17 protein-coding genes, 2 tRNA genes and 2 pseudogenes are annotated in these 20,495 nt (G+C 70.6%); 15 read left to right on the top strand and 6 right to left on the bottom strand.

The genetic code is table 11. The features are described from left to right. The first annotated feature begins 569 nt into the window (after positions 1-569). Positions 570-1,244: a bifunctional DNA primase/polymerase gene (locus tag ACZ3KP_RS18575; protein ID WP_358971523.1), complete on the top strand. Its 675-nt coding sequence runs from the start codon at positions 570-572 to the stop codon at positions 1,242-1,244. A gap of 55 nt (positions 1,245-1,299) precedes the next feature. Beyond that, positions 1,300-1,803 (top strand): annotated as a pseudogene (locus ACZ3KP_RS18580) (hypothetical protein); the annotation flags it as partial. A gap of 367 nt (positions 1,804-2,170) precedes the next feature. Here the strand turns inward: ACZ3KP_RS18580 and ACZ3KP_RS18585 are convergent. From ACZ3KP_RS18585 to ACZ3KP_RS18595, 3 genes are all read right to left on the bottom strand, one after another. After that, positions 2,171-3,136: a DUF5926 family protein gene (locus tag ACZ3KP_RS18585; RefSeq protein WP_467500788.1), complete on the bottom strand. Its 966-nt coding sequence runs from the start codon at positions 3,134-3,136 to the stop codon at positions 2,171-2,173. 285 nt (positions 3,137-3,421) lie between these two features. Beyond that, a complete protein-coding gene (locus tag ACZ3KP_RS18590) occupies positions 3,422-4,060 on the bottom strand; it encodes an ATP-binding protein (protein WP_358971517.1) in 639 nt (212 codons plus the stop codon). A gap of 218 nt (positions 4,061-4,278) precedes the next feature. Then, positions 4,279-5,106 carry a glycerophosphodiester phosphodiesterase gene (locus tag ACZ3KP_RS18595; RefSeq protein ID WP_467500790.1) on the bottom strand — a complete coding sequence of 276 codons (828 nt, stop codon included), beginning with the start codon at positions 5,104-5,106 and terminating at the stop codon, positions 4,279-4,281. A 257-nt stretch (positions 5,107-5,363) separates the two neighbouring features. Between ACZ3KP_RS18595 and ACZ3KP_RS18600 the strand changes: the two genes are divergently transcribed. From ACZ3KP_RS18600 to ACZ3KP_RS18620, 5 genes are all read left to right on the top strand, one after another. After that, the gene (locus ACZ3KP_RS18600) at positions 5,364-6,827 is read left to right on the top strand and encodes a S1C family serine protease (protein WP_467500792.1); all 1,464 of its coding nucleotides are present in this window, start codon (positions 5,364-5,366) and stop codon (positions 6,825-6,827) included. A 164-nt stretch (positions 6,828-6,991) separates the two neighbouring features. Continuing rightward, positions 6,992-7,087, top strand: a tRNA-Ser gene (locus tag ACZ3KP_RS18605). A 1,147-nt stretch (positions 7,088-8,234) separates the two neighbouring features. Continuing rightward, complete coding sequence (locus ACZ3KP_RS18610; protein ID WP_467500794.1) at positions 8,235-9,422, top strand: ice-binding family protein; 1,188 nt, start codon at positions 8,235-8,237, stop codon at positions 9,420-9,422. Between the two features lie 199 nt (positions 9,423-9,621). After that, positions 9,622-10,386, top strand: coding sequence for a DUF5819 family protein (locus ACZ3KP_RS18615; RefSeq protein WP_467500796.1), 765 nt, complete (start codon positions 9,622-9,624; stop codon positions 10,384-10,386). A gap of 79 nt (positions 10,387-10,465) precedes the next feature. Continuing rightward, complete coding sequence (locus ACZ3KP_RS18620) at positions 10,466-11,521, top strand: HTTM domain-containing protein (protein WP_467500962.1); 1,056 nt, start codon at positions 10,466-10,468, stop codon at positions 11,519-11,521. A gap of 397 nt (positions 11,522-11,918) precedes the next feature. Here the strand turns inward: ACZ3KP_RS18620 and ACZ3KP_RS18625 are convergent, their stop codons facing one another. Continuing rightward, positions 11,919-12,410 (bottom strand): hypothetical protein, encoded by a 492-nt coding sequence (locus ACZ3KP_RS18625; protein WP_467500798.1) that lies wholly within the window; start codon positions 12,408-12,410, stop codon positions 11,919-11,921. Between the two features lie 197 nt (positions 12,411-12,607). Between ACZ3KP_RS18625 and ACZ3KP_RS18630 the strand changes: the two genes are divergently transcribed. Further along, positions 12,608-12,692 (top strand) — tRNA-Ser (locus ACZ3KP_RS18630). A gap of 124 nt (positions 12,693-12,816) precedes the next feature. Here the strand turns inward: ACZ3KP_RS18630 and ACZ3KP_RS18635 are convergent. After that, positions 12,817-13,016, bottom strand: a pseudogene (locus tag ACZ3KP_RS18635) (hypothetical protein); the annotation flags it as partial. Positions 13,017-13,059: 43 nt separating this feature from the next. Further along, positions 13,060-14,004 (bottom strand): bifunctional DNA primase/polymerase, encoded by a 945-nt coding sequence (locus tag ACZ3KP_RS18640; RefSeq protein WP_467500800.1) that lies wholly within the window; start codon positions 14,002-14,004, stop codon positions 13,060-13,062. 358 nt (positions 14,005-14,362) lie between these two features. Here ACZ3KP_RS18640 and ACZ3KP_RS18645 point away from each other — a divergent pair, with 358 nt between their 5' ends. The 7 genes from ACZ3KP_RS18645 (at position 14,363) to ACZ3KP_RS18675 (ending at position 20,468) form a co-directional block, all read left to right on the top strand. Continuing rightward, positions 14,363-14,680, top strand: a complete 318-nt coding sequence (locus tag ACZ3KP_RS18645; RefSeq protein WP_358971458.1) for a hypothetical protein — start codon at positions 14,363-14,365, stop codon at positions 14,678-14,680. Positions 14,681-14,854: 174 nt separating this feature from the next. Next, positions 14,855-16,027, top strand: a complete 1,173-nt coding sequence (locus tag ACZ3KP_RS18650) for an acyl-CoA dehydrogenase family protein (RefSeq protein ID WP_467500802.1) — start codon at positions 14,855-14,857, stop codon at positions 16,025-16,027. Beyond that, positions 16,008-16,949 carry a bifunctional MaoC family dehydratase N-terminal/OB-fold nucleic acid binding domain-containing protein gene (locus ACZ3KP_RS18655; protein WP_467500804.1) on the top strand — a complete coding sequence of 314 codons (942 nt, stop codon included), beginning with the start codon at positions 16,008-16,010 and terminating at the stop codon, positions 16,947-16,949. Before ACZ3KP_RS18650 ends, ACZ3KP_RS18655 begins: the two co-directional genes overlap by 20 nt. 1 nt (position 16,950) lies before the next feature. Next, positions 16,951-18,066, top strand: coding sequence for an acyl-CoA dehydrogenase family protein (locus tag ACZ3KP_RS18660; RefSeq protein ID WP_467500806.1), 1,116 nt, complete (start codon positions 16,951-16,953; stop codon positions 18,064-18,066). Further along, positions 18,056-18,565 carry a MaoC family dehydratase gene (locus ACZ3KP_RS18665; RefSeq protein WP_467500808.1) on the top strand — a complete coding sequence of 170 codons (510 nt, stop codon included), beginning with the start codon at positions 18,056-18,058 and terminating at the stop codon, positions 18,563-18,565. The genes ACZ3KP_RS18660 and ACZ3KP_RS18665 overlap by 11 nt, the downstream gene beginning before the upstream one ends. Next, on the top strand, positions 18,562-19,728 hold the full coding sequence (locus ACZ3KP_RS18670; protein ID WP_467500810.1) for a lipid-transfer protein: 1,167 nt from the start codon (positions 18,562-18,564) through the stop codon (positions 19,726-19,728). Before ACZ3KP_RS18665 ends, ACZ3KP_RS18670 begins: the two co-directional genes overlap by 4 nt. Positions 19,729-19,898: 170 nt before the next feature. Next, positions 19,899-20,468, top strand: a complete 570-nt coding sequence (locus tag ACZ3KP_RS18675; RefSeq protein ID WP_467500812.1) for a SigE family RNA polymerase sigma factor — start codon at positions 19,899-19,901, stop codon at positions 20,466-20,468. The last annotated feature ends 27 nt before the right edge of the window (positions 20,469-20,495 follow it).

A 20,495-nucleotide genomic window follows, 5' to 3' on the forward strand; every position in this document is an offset into this window, starting at 1 on the left:
AAACCCCCATGTCTTTCTGCGCCGCTAGCAGTGTCTCCACATGTACACGCACTCGTAAGGAGATGTCCAGCATTGTCCTGCTGGGATCTCTGGTGTCCGTGAGACCTTGTGAGGGTGTCTCCCGGAGCCTTGCGCAAAGGCAAAGTTGGCTTAAAACTGACTCGGGTAACGGTTCATTGCGGTCGACTGGCCTTGCTCCACGGAGCGTCACAGCGGTCGTGATGGGTACGTACTCGGTGAAGGCCAGGGGTGGTTGGGGAGCACCCGGAACCTGGCGACGGACCCGGGCGTCTTAACCATCGACGACCGTGCCCCATCCTCCCGTGGCGGAGGCGGAGAGAAACACCCGGAACGGCAAAACGCCAGACTTCGCCACCCCCACGCCGTGTCCGTGGTTTTGATAGAGGCAGTACGGGACGCGGGTGCGGCCCCCGCTCGACCCCCCGGGGTTCCCCTTGCCCGGCGCAAGGGTGTGATGCGCCAACAGGTACGCACAGTGAAGTGATCGACACATGGTGTGATGTGGTCCTCGGTGTTGCCAGCGGTGCAACGGAAAGGAACGAGCGCTCATGCGCGAGATCCTCAAAAGGCGACGCAGGCTCCTGTCCAAGCGCAATGACAAGGGGTCTGAGTTTCTCGGCGCGGCCCTGACCTTCGCGACGCAATGGCAGTGGCCCGTACTCCCCGGTGTGGCCCCGGACCCACAGGGCCGGGCGCGCTGCGGCTGCCCCGACCCGGAGTGCACGGTGCCCGGCGCGCACCCCTTCGACCCGGGTCTGCTCGCCGCCACCACCGACGAGCGCATGGTCCGCTGGTGGTGGGGCAACCGGCCGACGGCCCCGATCGTCCTCGCCACCGGCGCCTCCGGCGGGAACGCGCCCTGCGCGGTCAGCCTGCCGGCCCTCGCCGCCTCCCGCGCGCTCACCCTCCTCGACCGCCGCGGCATGCGGCTCGGTCCGGTGGTCGCGGCGCCCACCCGCTGGGCGCTGCTCGTCAAGCCCTACTCGATGGAGCAGTTGGGCGAGCTGCTGTACGCCAAGGACTTCGTCCCCGGCTCGCTCCGCTTCCACGGCGAGGGCGGCTATCTCGCCCTGCCGCCCTCCGAGACCGGCCAGGGTGCCATCCGCTGGGAGCGCGCTCCGCTGCCCGGCTCGGCCAACCCCTGGGTGCCCGACGTGGAGGCCGTGGTGGACGCCGTGGTCGACGCCCTCACTCGTACGGGTGTGAGCGCGCCCGAGTTGTAAGGATGTCGGGCGCGCGAGCGCGGCTTGTCCCGCTGTGGTCGTTATCTTCCGCTACATGAACGTACGTCTGCTCGCCCTGGTGGGGGTCGCGGTGTGCGCGGTCGCGCTGCCGCTGACCGTGGCGTCCGCAGGGCAGGTGGGCGACGCCGCGGTACGCCCGGCCGACCGGCGCGACGACGCGAAGCTGCCGGTGCCCGCCCGCTCCCCCCTGGTGCTCGGTCTCGGCCTGGCCACCGCCGCCCGCTGCGGCCCCGAACTCACCTCCCCCGACGGTGTCGAGGCGCAGACCTGCGTGATGACCCAGGGTGCGGACACCTGGGCGCGCACCTACTACCGCAACGCCACCGGGGCGGACCTGGAAGCGGTGCTGACCCTGATGGGGCCGCGCGGCCGCACCGTGCAGACGCACTGCGCCGCGGGCGCCGACGACGAGCCCGCGACCTGTGAGACGCCCCGGGAGCACACCCGGGGCGCGCCGGTCGACTACACGGCCGTCTCGGAGTTCGCGGCGCGGGACGGCGACGGGCCGCTGCTGCTGCGTTCCGCGAGCAACTCAACGGACGACTCCAGTGCTGCGCCGGGCGCGTCCGCGGATGCCTTCGGGGGTGGCCCGGGGGCCGCTGTGGGAAACGCCACCGGGGCCTCGCCCGGCGCCAACACCCACGCGTCAAGCGGAAGTTGACGTCTGGCTGCGCTCCGTACACCGGAGGCGGGCATGAAAAGGCCCGGTTGCTGGCGACGGGGGATGCACCAGCAACCGGGCTACTGAGACGGTAACAAGAGATCGGCGGTTCGCAAATTCGATCTCGGCTATTCGGACACGTAATTGCTTGCCCCGTCGGGGAGTTGTGACAGGAGTCACCCGTGGTGACGCACCTGGCGTGGCTGACCGGCCGGTCAGCCACGCCTGTCGTGCGCGCCGCTCGTCAGCTGAGCGTGACCTGCCGGTTGGTCAGTCCGCCGCGGGCCCGCCGCTCGTCCGCCGTGAGCGGCGCCGTCGAGGCCAGAGCGGTCGTGAGCCGCTCGGCGAACTCCGCGGCCGGCTTCTCCACGTCCGCCGCGCCGCCCCCGCTCGGCAGGTCCCAGACCGGCACGGTGAGACCGTGGGCACGGAAGGAACCGACCAGCCGGGTGCCCTCGCCGAGGTTCGACGTGCCCGCCGCGTGCAGCCGCGCGAGAGCGTCCAGAAGCTGCTCCTCGGGGTACGGCATGACCCAGCGCAGGTGGTTCTTCTCGGGCGTCTCGCACCAGTAGGCGCTGTCGACGCCGGTCAGCTTCACGGTCGGGATGGCCGCCGCGTTGGCCCGCTCCAGGGAGGCGGCCACGTCCGGGGTGGCGTTCTCGGCGTCCGGCACCCAGAACTCGAAGCCCTCGTGCACAACTGGCTCGAAGGCGCCCTCCGGGTCGAGCAGGTCCTGCAGCCGGGGGCCGTCGGCGGGCGCCCGCCGGCCCTGTACCGGGGTGCCCGGCTCGGCGACCAGGGCGCGCTGCAGGATGTCGGCGAGGTCGCGGCTGATGTCGCCCGACGCCGTGTCGTTCTGCAGGCCGAGCAGGACCGAGCCGTCGTCGCGGCGCAGCGCCGGCCAGGCCATCGGCAGCACGGTCGCGAGGGTGACCGACGGGACGCCCTCGGGCAGGCCGTCCTTCAGGGTCAGTTCGACGGTGGCGGCGGGGACCAGCTCGCGCAGCGCCACCCAGTCGCCCTCGCCCGGCAGCCCCTCGAACGGGCGGTGCACCAGCTCGGTCGCCGCGTGCGCGGCCGCCCGGCCGTGGCACGCCTTGTAGCGGCGGCCGCTGCCGCAGGGGCAGGGTTCGCGGGCGCCGACGACCGGGATCTCGCTGTCGCTGAGCTGCGGCCGCGTGGCCTTCGTCTGGGGTCGCTTCTTGGCCATCTGGCTGTCTCCCGGTTACGGCTCGTCTCGTACTGGCGGGAGCCTAGCCGTTCGCACCTCGGACCACGGGAACCTGTGGACGGAGCCGTGGCGGGGAGCGGGGAGGGGAGAGTGGGGTGGGGACGGTTCGCGGTGGACGCGGCGCCGGGGCGAACGGGCCGGGACAGACCTGTCCCGGCACCTGGGCGTTCCCGGCACCCGGACGCGTACCCGGCACCTGGGCGTACCCGGCACCCGGACGTACCCGGCACCCGGACGTACCCGGCACCGGGCGTGTCCGGCAGCTCAGTCCATGTCCTCGAAGGCGTCCGCGAAGTCCAGGTCGGCCGTCCCCGGGCCCGAGGGCGTCATGACGCGCGCGGTGAGGGCGTCGCGGCGGTCGCGTCCGTGCGGATCGCGTGCCTCCTCGTGCACCACGACCCAGACCGTCACCTCGCCCCGGGCGTTGTCCCGGACGCCCCAGTCGTCGGCCAACGCGGTGATGATGTTCAGCCCGCGGCCGCCGTGTGCCGTGACCGACGGGGTCATGGGGGCCGGGCGGGTCGGCCCGCCGCCGTCCGTGACCTCGACGACCAGCCGGCCGCGCGGGTCCACCCGCCAGGCGGCCCGGACGTCGCCGTCCCCGGCCAGGGCGTCCCCCAATGGACGCCCGTGCTTGCACGCATTGCTCAAAAGCTCGGAGAGGATCAGTACGGCATCGTCGATGACCGATTCCGAAAGGCCGCCCGTGCGCAACTGATCGCGCATACGGTGTCTCGCCTTCCCCACGCCTGCAGGGCCATGGGGTACGGCCATGCTCGACGACGTGGGCACCTCCTGTGCCACCACCAACGCCACCCCCGAGACCTCCTTTGCCCCACGCCACGGTGTGGATGCCCCATCGGCCCGAACCGGAAACCGGCCAAAGAAGGTCCGGTGACGCATTCGCCACGGACGAATACGAACCGAACGCGCCGGAGCACTCCCTGTGACGGGCCGTCGCCTGACCCCCCGGGCCCGGCTACGTATGGCTTGATTTCGGTGGTGTGGCCGAGAAGCGAGGATGAGGCGAGGGGGGCGTTCGGGTCAAGAGGTGCGAGACGTCCTTACGTGACTCTTTATCTGAGACGTATTCAGATCCCTTTTCTCGCGCCCGCGCGGGTTCACCGCCCCAGCCGGCGCAGCACGGCTCCGGGCCGGTTGGTGATGATCGCGTCGATCCCGAGTTCCACGCACAGATCCACGTCCTCCGGCTCGTTGACCGTCCATACGTGCACCTGGTGGCCGTTGCGCTTCAACCGCTCGATGTACGCCGGGTGGTTGCGCACGATCCGGATCGAGGGGCCCGCGATCCCCACGCCGGCCGGCAGGCGTCCGTCGCGCAGCCGGGGCGAGAGGAACTGCAGCAGGTAGACCGTCGGCAGCGTCGGCGAGACCGCCCGCACCCGGTGCAGCGACCGCGCGGAGAAGCTCATGACCCGCACCGGGGACTCGGCGGCCGTCACGGGGGCGTCCAGGCCGAACCGCTTCAGCAACAGCAGCAGCCGGTCCTCGACCTGTCCCGCCCACCGCGTGGGGTGCTTGGTCTCGATCGCCAGCTCCACCCGCCGCCCGGCGTCCGCGACCAGCTCCAGCAGCCGCTCCAGCGTCAGTACGGCGGTGTCCGCGCGGTCCTCGGGCCGGAACTCCCAGTCGGGCTCCTCGTCCCGGCTCCGCCAGGCCGGCCCCCGCTTCCACGCGCCGAAGTCCAGGGCGGCCAGCTCCGCGAGCTCCAGGGCCGAGACCGCGCCCCGGCCGTTGGACGTACGGTTGACCCGGCGGTCGTGCACGCACACGAGGTGGCCGTCGGCGGTCAGGCGTACGTCACACTCCAGGGCGTCCGCGCCGTCCTCGATCGCCTTCCGGTAGGCGGCCAGCGTGTGCTCGGGGGCGTCCTCGGAGGCGCCGCGGTGGGCGACGACCTGGATGCGATGCTGTGGTGCGTGGGTCACCGCGACATGGTGCCACCGCGAGGGGGTACCCGGGGGCATCCCCGATGCCGGCAAAGGGAACTTTTGTCGGACAGGCCCTATATAAAGGTTGTCCGTGTACCCACAGCCACCGCTTATGGTGCTCTGACGGCCTGTGGGAAAAGCTGACGGCATACAAAAGCACATGCACAGCTGAATCGCGCCGGACCGACAGCAAGCGTGAACGAGCGTGACCGAGTGCGACCGAGAAGAACAGCCGTGGACCGAGGAGAGAAGCTGTGAGCACCGAGAACGAGGGCAACCCGGTACCCCCGGCCCCGTCCGCACCTCCAGTGCCGCCGGCGACTCCCGCTGCCTCCCCGCAGCCCGCCGCGTCCGAGGGGGAAGCGCCGACCGCACCGATTCCGCCGGCTCCCCAGGGCGCTCCCGCCCCGGCCGCGGGTGACCCCTACACCACCCCCTCGCAGGCTCCCGAGGGCTCCTGGCCGCCCCCGCCGCCCGCGACCCCTTCCTACGCGGACGCCGGGGCGGGTGCCGGAGCCGGCTGGGGCTCGCCCTACGACCAGCAGTACCCGCACCAGCCGTACCAGCAGCCGCAGCCCGCGCCGAAGAAGGGCAGCGGGCGCGGCGGACTGATCGCCGCCGTCCTGGTGGCCGCACTGGTCGCGGGCGGCGCGGGCGGCGGGCTCGGCTACACGCTGGCCAAGAACAACGACGACAGCGGCTCCACGACCGTCTCGGCGTCCACCGACAGCGGTGTCACCCAGGTCAAGCGCGCCGCCGGCACCATCGCGGCGGTCGCCAACAAGTCGCTGCCCAGCACGGTCACCATCGAGGCCGAGTCGACCAACGGCGACGGCGGCACCGGTACCGGGTTCGTCTTCGACACCCAGGGCCACATCGTGACCAACAACCACGTGGTCGCCGACGCCCTCGACGGCGGCAAGCTGACGGCGACGTTCCCGGACGGCAAGAAGTACGACGCCGAGGTCGTCGGCCACGCGCAGGGCTACGACGTCGCGGTGATCAAGCTCAAGAACCCGCCGTCGGACCTGAAGCCGCTGCCCCTGGGCGACTCCGACAAGGTGGCCGTCGGCGACGAGACGATCGCCATCGGCGCCCCCTTCGGTCTCTCCAACACCGTCACCACGGGCATCATCAGCGCCAAGAACCGCCCGGTCGCCTCCAGCGACGGCAGCGCGTCGAGCAAGGCGTCCTACATGAGCGCCCTGCAGACCGACGCCTCCATCAACCCGGGCAACTCCGGCGGCCCGCTGCTGGACGCCGACGGCGCGGTGATCGGCATCAACTCGGCGATCCAGTCCGCGTCCAGCGGCGGCCTCGGCAGCACCGGGCAGTCGGGCTCGATCGGCCTCGGCTTCGCCATCCCGATCAACCAGGCCAAGTACGTGGCCCAGCAGCTGATCAAGACCGGCAAGCCGGTCTACGCGAAGATCGGCGCCTCGGTGTCCCTGGAGGACTCGTCGGGCGGCGCCCAGATCACCGACTCCGGCTCGGGCGGCGCCGCCGCGGTCGAGTCGGGCGGCCCCGCCGACAAGGCCGGACTCAAGCCGGGCGACGTCATCACCAAGCTCGACGACTCGGTGATCGACAGCGGCCCGACCCTGATCGGCGAGATCTGGACCCACAAGCCCGGGGACAAGGTGCAGATCACCTACAAGCGAGGCGGCTCGGAACACACGGTCACCCTCACCCTCGGATCCCGCGTGGGCGACAGCTGACACCCACCCGGCCCGCAGGACGGGCCGGATCGGACCCTTGCGCAAGCCCCGGCGTCCCACGCCGGGGCTTCGCGATGTGCGCCTCGTCACGGCGGACCTCTGTTCGGGCCAAGGTCCCGCGGATCCGTCGAGGCCGGCACTCTGTACGCGCTCCACTCCAGGTGGGATGGGGCACAGGTGGGTTGCCCGAGCGGCCTAACGGTCTCGAAAACCGTAGTGACGTGAAAGCGTCACCGTGGGTTCGAATCCCACCGCCTCCGCAGGTCACAGACGTCCTGGTCAGAAGGGGTGTCCCGCAGTGAGGGGCACCCCTTCTGCATGGGGGTTGTCTCACCCCGATCCGGCCCTGTCGCGTTGTGGATCACTGCGTGTGGACCAGGCGTGGACCAGATCGTGGATCGCCGTCCCTGCATTGACCTGGAGTTAGTCAAGAGGTCGCGTTTCCCGGCGAACGGGAGCCACTGGTCCGGTCCGACGCCGGCGCGGAGCGGGCACAGCTGATATGGGTGTGCCCCGTATCCGATGGCGGACACCGGTGGAACGGCAGGGAACGCATACAGCCTGCGGCCCGGCCCGTCACGATATCCGAGGTGACCGGAATCCGGAGCATCCGCGCACAGCGCTGCTACGAATTTGTTCCACCTGCGAAACTCTTTAACCCTCCCGTCACTCGTAGGGGTGATCAGCCACTAAGGCCGCATGCCGATAACCCGGAACGAGCCGGATGCGAAGGCGTCCGCTTACCTTCGGCATCGGTGAACCTGTACTGCTTCTCTCCACCTGCGAGCGCTATCCCGGTGGGTGAGAACCGAGGCAACGGCTCTGGCAACACCGGAGTCGGCCTTCTGCGGGTCCGGCGAAAGGGAACTAGTATGCAATTGAATCAGTATGACTTATTCGACTTGGCTGTGCTCGTGCGTTGCGTAGTCCTGTACTCTTGAATCGGTCCCACCGTCGAATTTTCCGACCCGGCGGCGGCGTGATCGCGGCGGGGGGATAATTCCGCAGCCTGGGTCTACCGGGCTCATTTTGCCCGGAAGATCGCCGGAATTGTTCCGCTCTTGGGGTACCTGCAAGGTGGCTGTACTCAGTGGTGTCGCGCAGGTACGAATGATCTCCCTGTGGTACGTCCTCTGTTCCGGTGACGCTGGCCGACTGCCTCTCCTGGAGAAGCAGTCCTTTTTGGTGATGTAGTCCTCGCCCGCCCGGGTGAACAGTTGACGCCATTCGGCCCACTAGGTATTGCTGGCATTCCATGATTCGCTCGTCAAGTTTGGCGAAACCATTCAGATGAACCGTAACCCGACCCATGTTCCTGATAAATATGCCAGCGGCAGAAACCTGGCGATTCTGCGCGACTGAGAACGCCACATACCTCATCATCCCCTCACAGGAGTTGGCCCCTCGATGACGCTGAATATCCCTGTCGCGCCGCTGCGGCGCACGTTGTCGGTCTGGATCGCGGCGGCACTTGCTGTGGTGATCGCTGCTGTGGTAGTCGCTGTGACGCCGACGCAGGCAAACGCCATCGCCACACCTGTGCCGCTGGGCACGGCGGACAGCTTTGCGGTACTGGCCGGTTCAGCCGTCACCAACACCGGTCCCTCGGTGGTCACCGGGGATCTAGGAGTGAGTCCGGGGACGTCCATCACCGGATTCCCTCCTGGTTTGGTGAACGGGGCGCAGCACTCTGCGGACGCCGTGGCCGACCAGGCCCAGACCGACCTGGTCACGGCGTACAACGACGCTGCCGGACAGGCCACCGACGGTGCCCTTCCTGCGGACGCTGGTGGTCTGACACTGGTGCCGGGCGTCTACACCGCTTCCTCCACTCTGGGGCTCACCGGCACTCTCACCCTGGACGCCCAGGGGGACCCCAACGCCGTCTGGGTGTTCCAGGTCGGTTCGGGTCTGACGACGGCGTCTGCCAGCCGGGTGCTTCTCATCAACGGCGCCTCGCCGTGCAATGTGTTCTGGAAGGTCGGTAGTTCGGCAACCCTCGGCACCAACTCCACCTTTGTCGGCAACATCTTGGCCCTGACGTCTATCTCTGCCACGACAGGCGCAACGATCGACGGGCGGGCACTGGCCCGTAACGGTGCCGTGACGCTGGACACCAACACGATCACCCGGCCACAGTGCGCGGGCGGGACCACGGGCACCACGACCGCCGGGACGACGGGCACCACGACCGCCGGGACGACGGGTACCACGACGGCTGGCACGACCGGCTCGACGACCGCTGGCACCACGGGCACCACGACCGCTGGCACCACGGGCACCACGACCGCCGGGACCACGGGCGCGACGACGGCCGGGACGACGGGTTCGACGACGGCCGGCACGACGGGTTCGACGACCGCCGGGACCACGGGTTCGACGACGGCCGGCACGACGGGTTCGACGACCGCCGGCACCACGGGTTCGACGACCGCCGGCACCACGGGTTCGACGACCGCTGGCACGACGGGTTCGACGACCGCCGGCACCACCGGTGGAAACGGCCATGGGTGCAAGCCGGGCAAGCCCGGTAAGCCCGATGACTACGGAGACCAGGGCGGCACGGACTATGGCTACGGCTGTGATCCTGCCTAGCGCGAGGGTCAGCGCGGCCCGGAGCGATTCCAGCGCGTCCTGGGGATCTGCGACGGCGTAGCTGGATCACGCGCGTGCGGTCTCCGGCAGCGTGTGTGCTCGGGGGCCACCGCCCACGTGCGTGAGTAGGACGGACGGCGTACGGCGCGAATCGTCACCGATTCCGCCGCACGCCGCCGGCGAACCTCAGGAGAAACAAGTGAGAGAAGTCGGGCGGGACCGGCCGGACGGGGCCGTGCATGGCGGCGTCGCGTCACCGGATGCCGACGAGTCAGACCGGGCCGTCGCCGGGCGAGCCGCACAGAACGGGGGCGGCGGACCACTTGCCGTCGACACACCGTCGAAGCCGCCCATCGCCGTCAGGGCCGGGGTACGAGTCACCGTGGTCCTGTGTCTGGCGATGACCTTGGTGCACGTGCTCTTGGTGTTCCTGGAGGTGGCACCACCGAATCCCGTTTCCCGGCGATACAGCCGGCAGGTCGACGCCTGGGTCTTCCCGCTGTTCGAGCAGAACTGGCGACTCTTCGCCCCGGACCCTGAGTCGGTCAACCGGAGGATCTCTGCGCGGACCATGCACACCGCTGCGGATGGCGCCGTCCGGGTCAGCGGCTGGTTTGACCTGAGCGCCGTCGATACAGCCGCGGTGAGACACGACCCCTTCCCGAGCCATACCGCACAGAACATGCTGCGCCGGGCCTGGACCTCCTACCTCGAGACGCACGGAAGCGACGATCGGCCGCACTCCCAGCGCGCTGTGATGATCCAGGAATACCTGTGCAACATCGCGGCGGAGCGCGTCGCCGCCCGGCATCACGGCGCGTTCGAGTCCATCCAGCTGCGAGTGGTCGGCCTGCCCGTCGCCGCGCCCGCAGCGGTGGGCCCCGAACCTGCCGCGGCAGCACAGAAGCCCGCGGACACCCGTTACCTGCCCTGGTGGAAGGTGGCCCCCCATGCAGCAGGCTGAGCAGACACCGCTCGGGGCAACCATGCCCTCGCGCCCCGGACACGGCACCGAGCGGGCGGGCGTACACGCGTCGCAGCACATGCCGACCCGCATCCTCACGCTCCTCACCCTCCTGCTGGAACAGCCGATCTCCCTGTATGCCGCGGCGGTTCTGCGTATCGGGTACGGGTTCCTGTACTTCGCCTTCCTGCTGCGCGAGTTTCCCCACCGCGACGAGATCTGGGGTCCCGGCTCACCGTGGACGCCGGCACTGGCCAGGGAACTCTTCGACCAGACCGGGTGGGCCAGCATCCTCACCCTGTCCGACAGCCGGGCCTATTTCGAGGTCTGCTACACGGTGGCCCTCGTCATCTCCGCACTGTTCATGCTGGGCTGGCGGACCAGAGCGGTGTCCGTGCTCTTCGCGGTCGTGGTGGCCTCGTTTCATGCCAGGGCGATCTTCATGACGGACGGAGGGGACAACCTCATCCTCCTCATGGCCCTCTACCTCGTCGTCACCGCATGCGGCCGACGCTGGTCCCTGGACGCACGCAGGGCCCGACTGGTATCCGCCGACAGGACTCACCGGCTTCCGCTGGACCAGCCGTCCGGCGAGCTGCGACGCCACCTCCGCGACGCACGCCAGACGGTGGTCGCCGTGTTGCACAACTGCGGCATGCTCGTCATCGCCGCCCAGGTGTGCTTCCTCTACGGATCCGCGGGCCTGTACAAGGTGCAGGGCGCCACCTGGGGCAACGGAAGTGCCCTTCACTACGCCCTGAACCTCGACGTGTTCCGGCCCTGGCCGGAGCTCTCCACCATGGCGGACCGACACGACGTATTCATCACTATCGTCTGCTACCTGACGGTGCTGGTGCAGGTGGCCTTCCCGTTCGTCCTCTTCGGCAGACTCAAGTACCCCGTGCTGGCAATGCTGTTGGGCATGCACCTGGGTATCGCGCTCTTTTTGGGCCTGCCGCTCTTCTCCGGCGCGATGATCGTCGCGGATGCCGTGTTCCTGCCGGACCGCTTCTACTGGTTTCTCGGTCGGCTGCTGCGGGGCACCACCTGGCGGACACACGGCAGGGAGGCGGGAACTCCGTCCGGCGGAGAGCTGGCGCTCGTGCCGCCGCAGCACACATCGCCGAGCCAGTGAGGGGCCGCGTTCTGCGAGGGGAACGGTCAGGCGGATGGCGAGTTTGTCCAAGGTACCGGAGCTGAGCAGGGCTGCCGGGGTGGTTAAGCCTCCACGTCGGATGCTCCAACCGGCTGGGCCAGCGGGGGAGAATGAGGTTCTCCCACCAGGACGGATCCAGCACGGTGGCGAGTACGACGTATCGGCCTGACCCGGACGATCAGCGCGTACACGTGAAAGGAACCGGATACTGCAGAGGTTGCAGTCGATGAATGTCGCATCGCGCAGATTGACGCGATGAGCTTCGTCCCGATTGGGGCGGCGGCAGAGGACTTCTAACGCCGCTATTCCGTCTCGGGATGGCGAATTCGAGAAGGTGAGGATGCCGTGCTCGCCATCAACGTCGACGATGTGGGTGTCAGCCTGCGCTCACAGCGGTTGCGTGCGAACGAGGCGAGACCTCCACCACCGTCCGATGGTCTTTCTCGGAGTCCTTCATGATCCGTTCGAGAGCGTAGATGCCGCCGAGTCGCTCTGTCCCGCTGTCGGAGCCAAGCAGCTTGATTGCCTCCACATAGCGCTCCGTGACCTGCCCTTCACGCGTGAGTTCGGCCTGTTGCCGGTCCTTGTCACGCGTGTGCTGGAGGTTCAGATGCGTGTACATCAAGCCGAGGCCGGCGACTACGGCAGCACCAAGGGCAACGAGCATCGTTCGAAAACCTGTGATCACCACACCGGCGGTCGGTTCCAGGTCTCTCTGCCGGATGTGGGAGCCGTCGAGCCACCACGGCCCCTTCCGGAGCAGAAGGATGTAGCCGATCAGCCCGAGGATGATGCCCGCACCAGTTGCAAGGCGACGTAGCCTGGTTCCGCCCCGCAGCTTCCACCTACGTCCCAATCGAGTGATCACGTGCCCACTGTGCCCCGGGGCGGGCGGTGTCCGTGGCCCCTTCGCAGACTCCAGAGCGAAACTTGAGGTGACTGCAGGGGCCGGCGTTCGCCACCGCTCCAAGGCCGCTTCTGTGGACCCCGTGTGGACCACGAGCCCCGCGCAAGGTCCGAGGCCGGTAGTCTGTACCCGCTCCGTCCCTGGTGGGCGTGTGCGCAGGTGGGTTGCCCGAGCGGCCTAAGGGAACGGTCTTGAAAACCGTCGTGGCGCGAGTCACCGTGGGTTCAAATCCCACACCCACCGCGTGATGCGAACGGCCCCTGACCAGGCAAGACGGTCGGGGGCCGTCGGCGTGTGCGCTCCCCCTCGGTCACCGGCGTTCCCCCTTGTCCCCCGTTCTGCCGGGCACCCAGGGGGCACGCAAAGGGTCGGCGGTCGCCTGCCGGGGCTCGGGCCGCTCCACGGCGTGGCCGACGGTGATCCCGAGGGCGGCCATGCGGTGGGCGACGCCCGCCCCGGCGTGCGGGCCTCCTCGGCGTCGGTCCGGCTCTTCCTGTCGCCCTGCTTGCCGAGGGTCTTCATGTCCGTGCGGAACGGCGATCCCAGCCGGCCGCTCGGCGCGCTACGGCCGAGGGCCCAATGGGGCGCCCCCAGCCGCATCAGGAGGCCGCTAGGCCCGGTGCCCCGTCATCCGTGCGGCCGACGCGATCGTCGCGCGGGCCTCGCGTTCCGTGAGGCCCGTGTGGACCGCCGCGTCGATCAGCGGGGCCCGCAGGGCGCGGCCGATGCCGTTCTCGTAGGCGCGGCAGGCGGCCCAGAAGAGGCGGGTGTTGCGCTGGCCCTCGTGGGCGGCGAGGACGAACTGGACCAGGCCCTGGCCCCGGTTGCCGACCGAGGGGTGGGTCGCGGGGTGGGGTGCGCGCGGGGGCGGGAGGAGCAGGCGCAGGAGGGACGGCGGGCAGGGGGCCGGGACCAGGTGCGCGGTGCCGGGAGCGGTGGCGTAGACGCCGTGGTCGGTGCGGGAGCCGGGGCCGACCAGGTAGCCGCCGGCGCCCCGGATGTCGATACCGGGGGCGAGCCGGCCCGCCGAGTTGGGTATGACGGCGTCCGGTGGCCCGGTCAGCCAGACGTGCCGCCCGCCGCTCGGCGTGAGCACGACGACCGTCGGCGGGATGGTGAACAGGTGCCGCAGCGCCAGTTCGCGCAGGGCGCCGGTGGCGTCCGTGCCGGACTTGACGTCGAGGTCGACGCCGATCAGCCGGTGCGGGGGCAGTCCGCAGGCGATGCCGTAGCCGGTCGCCCAGGGTGCGGCGGCGAAGAGTTCGCGGATGCGGGCGGGGTCGGTGGTGGCGTCGTACACCCCGTGGCCGGGGCGGCCGCACTCGCCGTGGCAGGGCGGCGCCGGTGGTTCCGGGCCGTCGGGGAGGGGGCGGGTGCCGCGGTGGGTGGGCCCCGGCCGTGGGCCGGGGTGGGCGTCGTCGGGTGCGGAACGGTGGGGTGAGCGCAGTGCCGGGAGCTTGGTCCGGGACAGCGGGATGACGGACAGGCCGCGCTCGGCGGCTGACAGGGCGTGTGCGAGGGCCAGCGTCGTGGCCTGCCGGTCGGTGGTGGCCATGCCTCCATGTTCGTACGTGCGTTCGAAAAAGGAAAGGGGGATTCGCTGTGACACGCCGTGGCCGGTGGTGGCGCCCGGAAGGGGTGCCGGAACGGTTCTCCTCTTGAGGTGCCTGATGGGCCGGATGTCCGGAGAGGTCACGAGTGCCCCGAGAGTCGACAAAAGATGGTGAAAGGGGTTTATCGACTTGTCATCACGCTTGAGGGCGAATAAGGCTTTCCGGGCTGTTCGCCGGGGACCCGGTGGGCAATTCTGATCTCGCGACGTCGATGACAACCCCGAGGCGGTCGGCCAACTGCCCCGGAAAAAGCCTTACTTGACGTACTTCCGGCACAGCCGGGCACCGAGAGGAAACAACATGGCAAGCACCCGTACCGCCCGCGTCCTCGCCGCCGTCTCCGCCCTCCCGCTCGCCGCGGCGCTCTTCGCCGGCGCGGCGGCAGCGGACACCGGGGCGGTCGCGGACAACGGATCGAGCGCCAACGCCGGTGTGGCGGGCGTCGTCGGCAGCGGGGTCGGCCACAACAACAACGGCAACTCCTCCACCACGCAGCAGAACGCCGTGGGCAACGGCGCCTCGACCCAGAGCAACACCGCTCAGGTCAACGGCTCCGCCTGGACGGCCCTCCAGCAGGGCAACGACAACGTCGCCGTGCACTTCACCCGGCTGTGGTAAGTCCCGCCTGATCCCGGGGTGGGGGGGCTGTGGGGGCGCAACGCGTCTGCGCGGCGGTGCTTCGGCGCCGCCGCGCAGGCGTTTTCCGGCTTCCCGAAACCCGCCATCCTCCTCCGGGGGCCGCCGCCCCGTTCACCTTGACAGTGGGCGCCATCTGACGGACAGTCAGAAACCATGCATCTGGCCCCCACCGAACGCCAGCAGCGGCTGCGCGCCGAACTGCGCGCGTACTTCCGGTCCTTGATCCCGTCCCCCGCCCCGGAGGAGCCCGAGGAACGCCGTGCCCTGCTGCGCCGCATCGGCGCGGACGGCCTGCTCGGCCTCGGCTGGCCCGTCGAGTACGGCGGTCAAGGCCGCGGCGCCGACGAGCAGTTCGTGTTCTTCGACGAGGCGTACCGGGCCGGTGCCCCCGTCTCCATGGTCACGCTGAACACCGTCGGACCGACGCTGATGAAGTACGGCAGCGCGGAGCAGAAGGCCCGCTTTCTGCCCGGCATCCTCCGCGGCGACCTGGTCTTCGCCATCGGCTACAGCGAGCCCTCCGCCGGCACCGACCTGGCCTCGCTGCGCACCCGGGCGGTGCGGGACGGCGACGGCTGGCGGATCGACGGGCAGAAGATCTTCACCTCGGGCGCCCAGCACGCCGACTGGATCTGGCTGGCCTGCCGCACCGACCCCGAGGCGCCCAAGCACCGCGGTATCTCGATCCTCCTGGTCCCCACGGACACCCCCGGGTTCTCCTGGACGCCGATCGAGACGGTGGGCGGCCAGGTCACCACGGCCACGTACTACGACGGTGTCCGCGTCCCCGCCGGGAACCTGGTCGGGGCCGAGCACGACGGCTGGTCGCTGATCACCAACCAGCTCAACCACGAGCGGGTCGCCCTCGCCGCCACCGCCATGCAGGCCGAGGACCACTACGCGACCGCGCTCGCCGCCGCCCGCATCCCCGATCCGGTGACGGGCCGGCGCCGTGTTGACGAGCCCTGGATTCGTTTTCGGCTGGCCGAAGCACATGCCAGGCTCGCGGCGAATCGCCTGCTCAGCTGGCGTTTGGTGGCGGACGCGGGGGCGGGCCGGGTAGCCCCCGCGGAGGCCAGTGGAGTGAAGTTCGCGGGAACGGAATCGGCAGTCGCGACGTATCGCATGTGTCAGGAGATCGTCGGCGAGGCGGCCTGGGTCCGGCCCGGTTCGCCGGGGGCGTTCGAGGACGGCGAGCTGGAGCGGCTCAACAGGGCGGCGCAGATCAACACGTTCGGGGGCGGGGTGAGCGAGGTGCAGCGGGAGATCGTCGCGACGATGCGGCTCGGGATGAGGAGGGGTGGCCGTGACCGACGGGAGCGATGAGCTGACGGCACGGCTGAGGGGGTACGAAGGGCACCCGGCCGCCGTCTCCGGCGTGGGCCGGGATCCGGTCAACCTGCCGATGATCCGGCACTGGTGCGAGGCGATGGGCGACACCCACCCGGCGTACCGGGGCCCTGCGGCCGTCGCCCCGCCCACCATGCTCCAGGCCTGGACGATGGGCGGTCTGTCGGGGCACCTGGGGCGCACCGGCGCGTACGACGAACTGATGGCGCTGCTCGACGGGGCCGGCTGCACCTCGGTGGTCGCCACCGACTGCGAGCAGGAGTATCTGAGGCCGCTGCGGCCGGGGGACGAGATCGTCTTCGACACGGTGATCGAGTCGGTGTCCGACCGGAAGACGACCAGGCTGGGCACGGGCCACTTCGTCACGACCCGCACGGACGTCCGGGTCGGTGACGACCTCGTCGGCACCCACCGGTTCCGCATCCTCAAGTACGCCCCGCGTGCCAGGCCGACCGCCGACCGGCCCCGGCGTCCCCGCCCGGTGGTCAACCGGGACAACGCCGGTTTCTGGGAGGGGGTGGCGAAGGGGCGCCTGCTCATCCAGCGGTGCACCGGCTGCGGCACCCTGCGCCACCCCTGGCTGCCGGGGTGCAACGCCTGTGGCTCCCTCGACTGGGACACCGTCGAATCGTCCGGGCAGGGCACGGTCTACTCGTACGTCGTCATGCACCACCCGCCCTTCCCGGCCTTCGACCCTCCCTACGCCGTGGGCCTGATCGAGCTGGCCGAGGGGGTGCGGATGGTGAGCAACGTGGTCGGGGTGCCGTACGACAAGGTGCGGATCGGGCTGCCGGTACGGGTGGAGTTCCGCCGCTACGGGGACGGGGACGAGCACGGGGACGGGGCGTTGACCCTGCCCGTCTTCCGGGTCGTCGACGGTCTCGAAGGGCAGGTCTGACATGGACTTCACGCCGACCGAACCCCAGGCCGAGGCCCGCGAGCTGGCCGCCAGGATCTTCGCCGACCTCGCCACCCACGAACGGCTGCGGGCCGCCGGCACCGGCAGTGACCCGGAGCTGTGGAAGGCCCTCACCGCGGCCGGGCTGGTGGCCGCGGTATCGGAGCTGGGCCTCCTCGGGCTGGTACTGCTCCTCGAGGAGCAGGGCCGCACCACCGCCCAGGTGCCGTACGCGGCGAGCTGTGTGTACGGGCAGCTGGCGATCGCCGCGCACGGTACGGCCGAACAGCGGGAGCGGCTGCTGCCCGGGATCGGCGACGGGACGCTGGTGGTGACCGGCGCGTTCCCGGCCCAGCCGGCGGTACGACCGTCCGCGCCCGCGCCATCCGCGGTACGGCCCGGGGGGCGCCCGGGGCTGAGCGGTACCGTCCCCGTCGTCCCGTGGCTGCGTGACGCCACGCACGTCCTGGTCGCGGACGCCGGGCGGCGGCTGTGGCTGGTGGCGCTCGGAGAGGGCACCGGCGTCGAGGAGACCGAGCTGACCGCCCCCTGGTCGGCCGGACGCCTCACGCTCCACGACGCATCCGCCGAACCCCTCGGCGCCCACCATCCCCGACCGGGCCCCGGCCCCGACTCCGCCCCCAGCCCCACGGCCACCCCCACTCCCTCCCCCTACGCCGACGTCCTCGCCACCGCCCGCACCGCCTTCGCCGGACTCCAGGCCGGGGTCTGTGCGGGCTCCCTCGCCCGGGCGGTCGCGCACACCAACTCCCGCGAGCAGTTCGGGCGCCCGCTCGCCACCCGGCAGGCCGTGCAGCTGAGGGCCGCGGACGCCCACATGGACATCGAGGCGATACGGGTGACGGCGTACGAGGCGGCCTGGCGCAGGGACGAGGGGCTGCCGTACGCGACGCACGCGCTGACCGCCGCCTGGTGGGCGTCCGAGGCGGGGCAGCGGGTGGTGCACACGGGGCAGCACCTGCACGGCGGTGCGGGCGCCGACGTGGAGCATCCGGTGCACCGGCACTTCCTGTGGGGGCGCCAGCTGGACGCGTATCTGGGCAGCGGGGGCGAAGTGCTCCAGGAGCTGGGGGAGATGATCGCGAGTGGGAGTTGAGACGACACGGCCGGGGGTGGGCACCGAGCTGCCGCCGCTGGAGATCCCGATCACGCGGACGCTGATCGTGGCGGGGGCGATCGCGTCCCGGGACTACCAGGACGTGCACCACGACGCCGAACTGGCCCGTCAGAAGGGCTCACCGGACATCTTCATGAACATCCTGACGACGAACGGCCTGGTCGGCCGGTACGTCACCGACTGCTTCGGCCCGACCGCGGAGCTGCGCAAGGTCGCGATCCGGCTCGGCGCGCCCAACTACCCGGGGGACACGATGGTGCTGACCGGCCGCATCGAGGAGCTGGACGGCGAGGCGGGCTCGGCGACGGTCCGGGTGGTCGGCGCCAACGGCATCGGCAACCACGTGACCGGCACGGTGACCGTGGCCTTCACCGAGGCCACGGTGACGGTCACCATCACGTACACGTACACGGACACGGACACGGACACGGACACCGTCACCGGCACCGGTACCGGCACGGACGGAGCGGACTCGTGAGCGTGCGGGGCCGGGACTCGCTCGGCGGGCGGGCGGCGATCGTGGGGATCGGGGCCACCGAGTTCTCCAAGGACTCGGGGCGCAGCGAGCTGCGGCTGGCGGCGGAGGCGGTGCGGGCCGCGCTGGACGACGCGGGGCTGGCCCCGGCGGACGTGGACGGGATGGTGACGTTCACGATGGACACCAGCCCGGAGATCACCGTGGCCCAGGCATGCGGGATCGGCGAGCTGTCCTTCTTCTCCCGCGTCCACTACGGCGGCGGCGCGGCGTGCGCCACGGTCCAGCAGGCGGCGTTGGCCGTCGCGGCCGGGGTCGCCGAGGTGGTGGTCTGCTACCGCGCCTTCAACGAGAGATCGGGCCGCCGCTTCGGCTCGGGGGTGCAGCACCGGGAGCCGTCGGCGGAGGGGGCGGCGCTCGGCTGGGCGCTGCCGTTCGGACTGCTCACCCCGGCGTCCTGGGTGGCGATGGCGGCGCAGCGCTACCTGCACACGTACGGGCTGACCCCGGAGGTGTTCGGGCACGTGGCCGTGCTGGACCGCGGATACGCGGCGACCAACCCGGCCGCCTACTTCCACGGCCGTCCCCTCACGCTTGCCGAGCACGCGGCCTCGCGCTGGATCGTCGAGCCGCTGCGGCTGCTGGACTGCTGCCAGGAGACGGACGGCGGCCAGGCCCTCGTCGTCACCTCGGTGGAGCGGGCGCGCGACCTGCCGCAGCGGCCGGCCGTGATCGCGGCGGCCGCGCAGGGGGCGGGCCGGGCCCAGGAGCAGATGACCAGTTTCTACCGGGACGACCTGACCGGGCTGCCGGAGATGGGCGTGGTGGCCCGGCAGCTGTGGCGCACCTCGGGGCTCGCCCCGGCCGACATCGACGTGGGCATCCTGTACGACCACTTCACCCCGTTCGTGCTGATGCAGCTGGAGGAGTTCGGGTTCTGCGGCCGAGGGGAGGGGGCGGACTTCGTGGCGGGCGCGCGGCTGCCCCTGAACACCCACGGCGGCCAGCTCGGGGAGGCGTACCTGCACGGGATGAACGGGGTGGCCGAGGGGGTGCGCCAGCTGCGCGGCACGGCCGCGAACCCGATACCGGGGGCGGACCGGGTCCTGGTCACGGCCGGTACGGGGGTGCCGACGTCCGGCCTGGTGCTGACCTCGGACGGGTGAACCCGGCAGTGTGGTCCGCAGGGCGCCCGCAGGGGTAAACCCGCAGGAGTCCGCGCCCGTACTCCACCTTCAGGAGGTGTAGGCAGCCCCACCCCTACAACCTGAGGGGGACTCGCCTTCGGGACCTGCGGCCGATACGCCGGAGTACCGCTCACTCATAGCGTGGAGCCATGACCACACCCGTCTGCACCAGTGCTTCGGACGCCGCCGTCTCGGCGAGGCGGACCGGCCCGTACCAGCGGGCGTATCCGTCGTTCGCGTCGTACGTCAGGGCCCGCCAGCCGGTGCTGCTGCGAACCGCCCGGTCCTTGACCGGGAACCCGAGCGACGCCGAGGACCTCCTCCAGACCGCCCTCGCCAAGACGTACGTGGCCTGGGAGCGGATCGAGGACCACCGGGCGCTCGACGGCTATGTGCGCAGGGCCCTGCTGAACACCCGGACCTCGCAGTGGCGCAAGCGCCGGGTCGACGAGTTCGTGTGCGACGAACTGCCCGAGCCGGAGCCGGTGCCCGGAGAGGACGACCCGGCCGAGCGGCAGGCGCTGCACGACGCCATGTGGCGGGCGATCATGAAGCTGCCCGCGCGGCAGCGGGCGATGGTCGTGCTGCGGTACTACGAGGACCTGAGCGAGGTGCAGACGGCCGAGGTGCTCGGGGTGTCGGTGGGCACGGTCAAGTCGGCGGTGTCGCGTGCGCTCGGCAAGCTGCGCGAGGACCCGGAGCTGGTCCTCGCCCGGTGACCGGCCGCGCTTTGTTGCCCTTCTCCT

It is taken from the genome of Streptomyces sp. NPDC020958 (assembly GCF_055562175.1).

What these genes read in the sequence shown, in the direction of transcription:
- ACZ3KP_RS18590 (WP_358971517.1), bottom strand. Translation starts at nt 4,060, where the DNA reads ATGCGTCACCGGACCTTCTTTGGCCGGTTTCCGGTTCGGGCCGATGGG.
- ACZ3KP_RS18575 (WP_358971523.1), top strand. Translation starts at nt 570, where the DNA reads ATGCGCGAGATCCTCAAAAGGCGACGCAGGCTCCTGTCCAAGCGCAAT.
- ACZ3KP_RS18645 (WP_358971458.1), top strand. Translation starts at nt 14,363, where the DNA reads ATGGCAAGCACCCGTACCGCCCGCGTCCTCGCCGCCGTCTCCGCCCTC.
- ACZ3KP_RS18585 (WP_467500788.1), bottom strand. Translation starts at nt 3,136, where the DNA reads ATGGCCAAGAAGCGACCCCAGACGAAGGCCACGCGGCCGCAGCTCAGC.
- ACZ3KP_RS18675 (WP_467500812.1), top strand. Translation starts at nt 19,899, where the DNA reads ATGACCACACCCGTCTGCACCAGTGCTTCGGACGCCGCCGTCTCGGCG.
- ACZ3KP_RS18640 (WP_467500800.1), bottom strand. Translation starts at nt 14,004, where the DNA reads ATGGCCACCACCGACCGGCAGGCCACGACGCTGGCCCTCGCACACGCC.
- ACZ3KP_RS18660 (WP_467500806.1), top strand. Translation starts at nt 16,951, where the DNA reads ATGGACTTCACGCCGACCGAACCCCAGGCCGAGGCCCGCGAGCTGGCC.
- ACZ3KP_RS18650 (WP_467500802.1), top strand. Translation starts at nt 14,855, where the DNA reads ATGCATCTGGCCCCCACCGAACGCCAGCAGCGGCTGCGCGCCGAACTG.
- ACZ3KP_RS18610 (WP_467500794.1), top strand. Translation starts at nt 8,235, where the DNA reads ATGACGCTGAATATCCCTGTCGCGCCGCTGCGGCGCACGTTGTCGGTC.
- ACZ3KP_RS18620 (WP_467500962.1), top strand. Translation starts at nt 10,466, where the DNA reads ATGCCGACCCGCATCCTCACGCTCCTCACCCTCCTGCTGGAACAGCCG.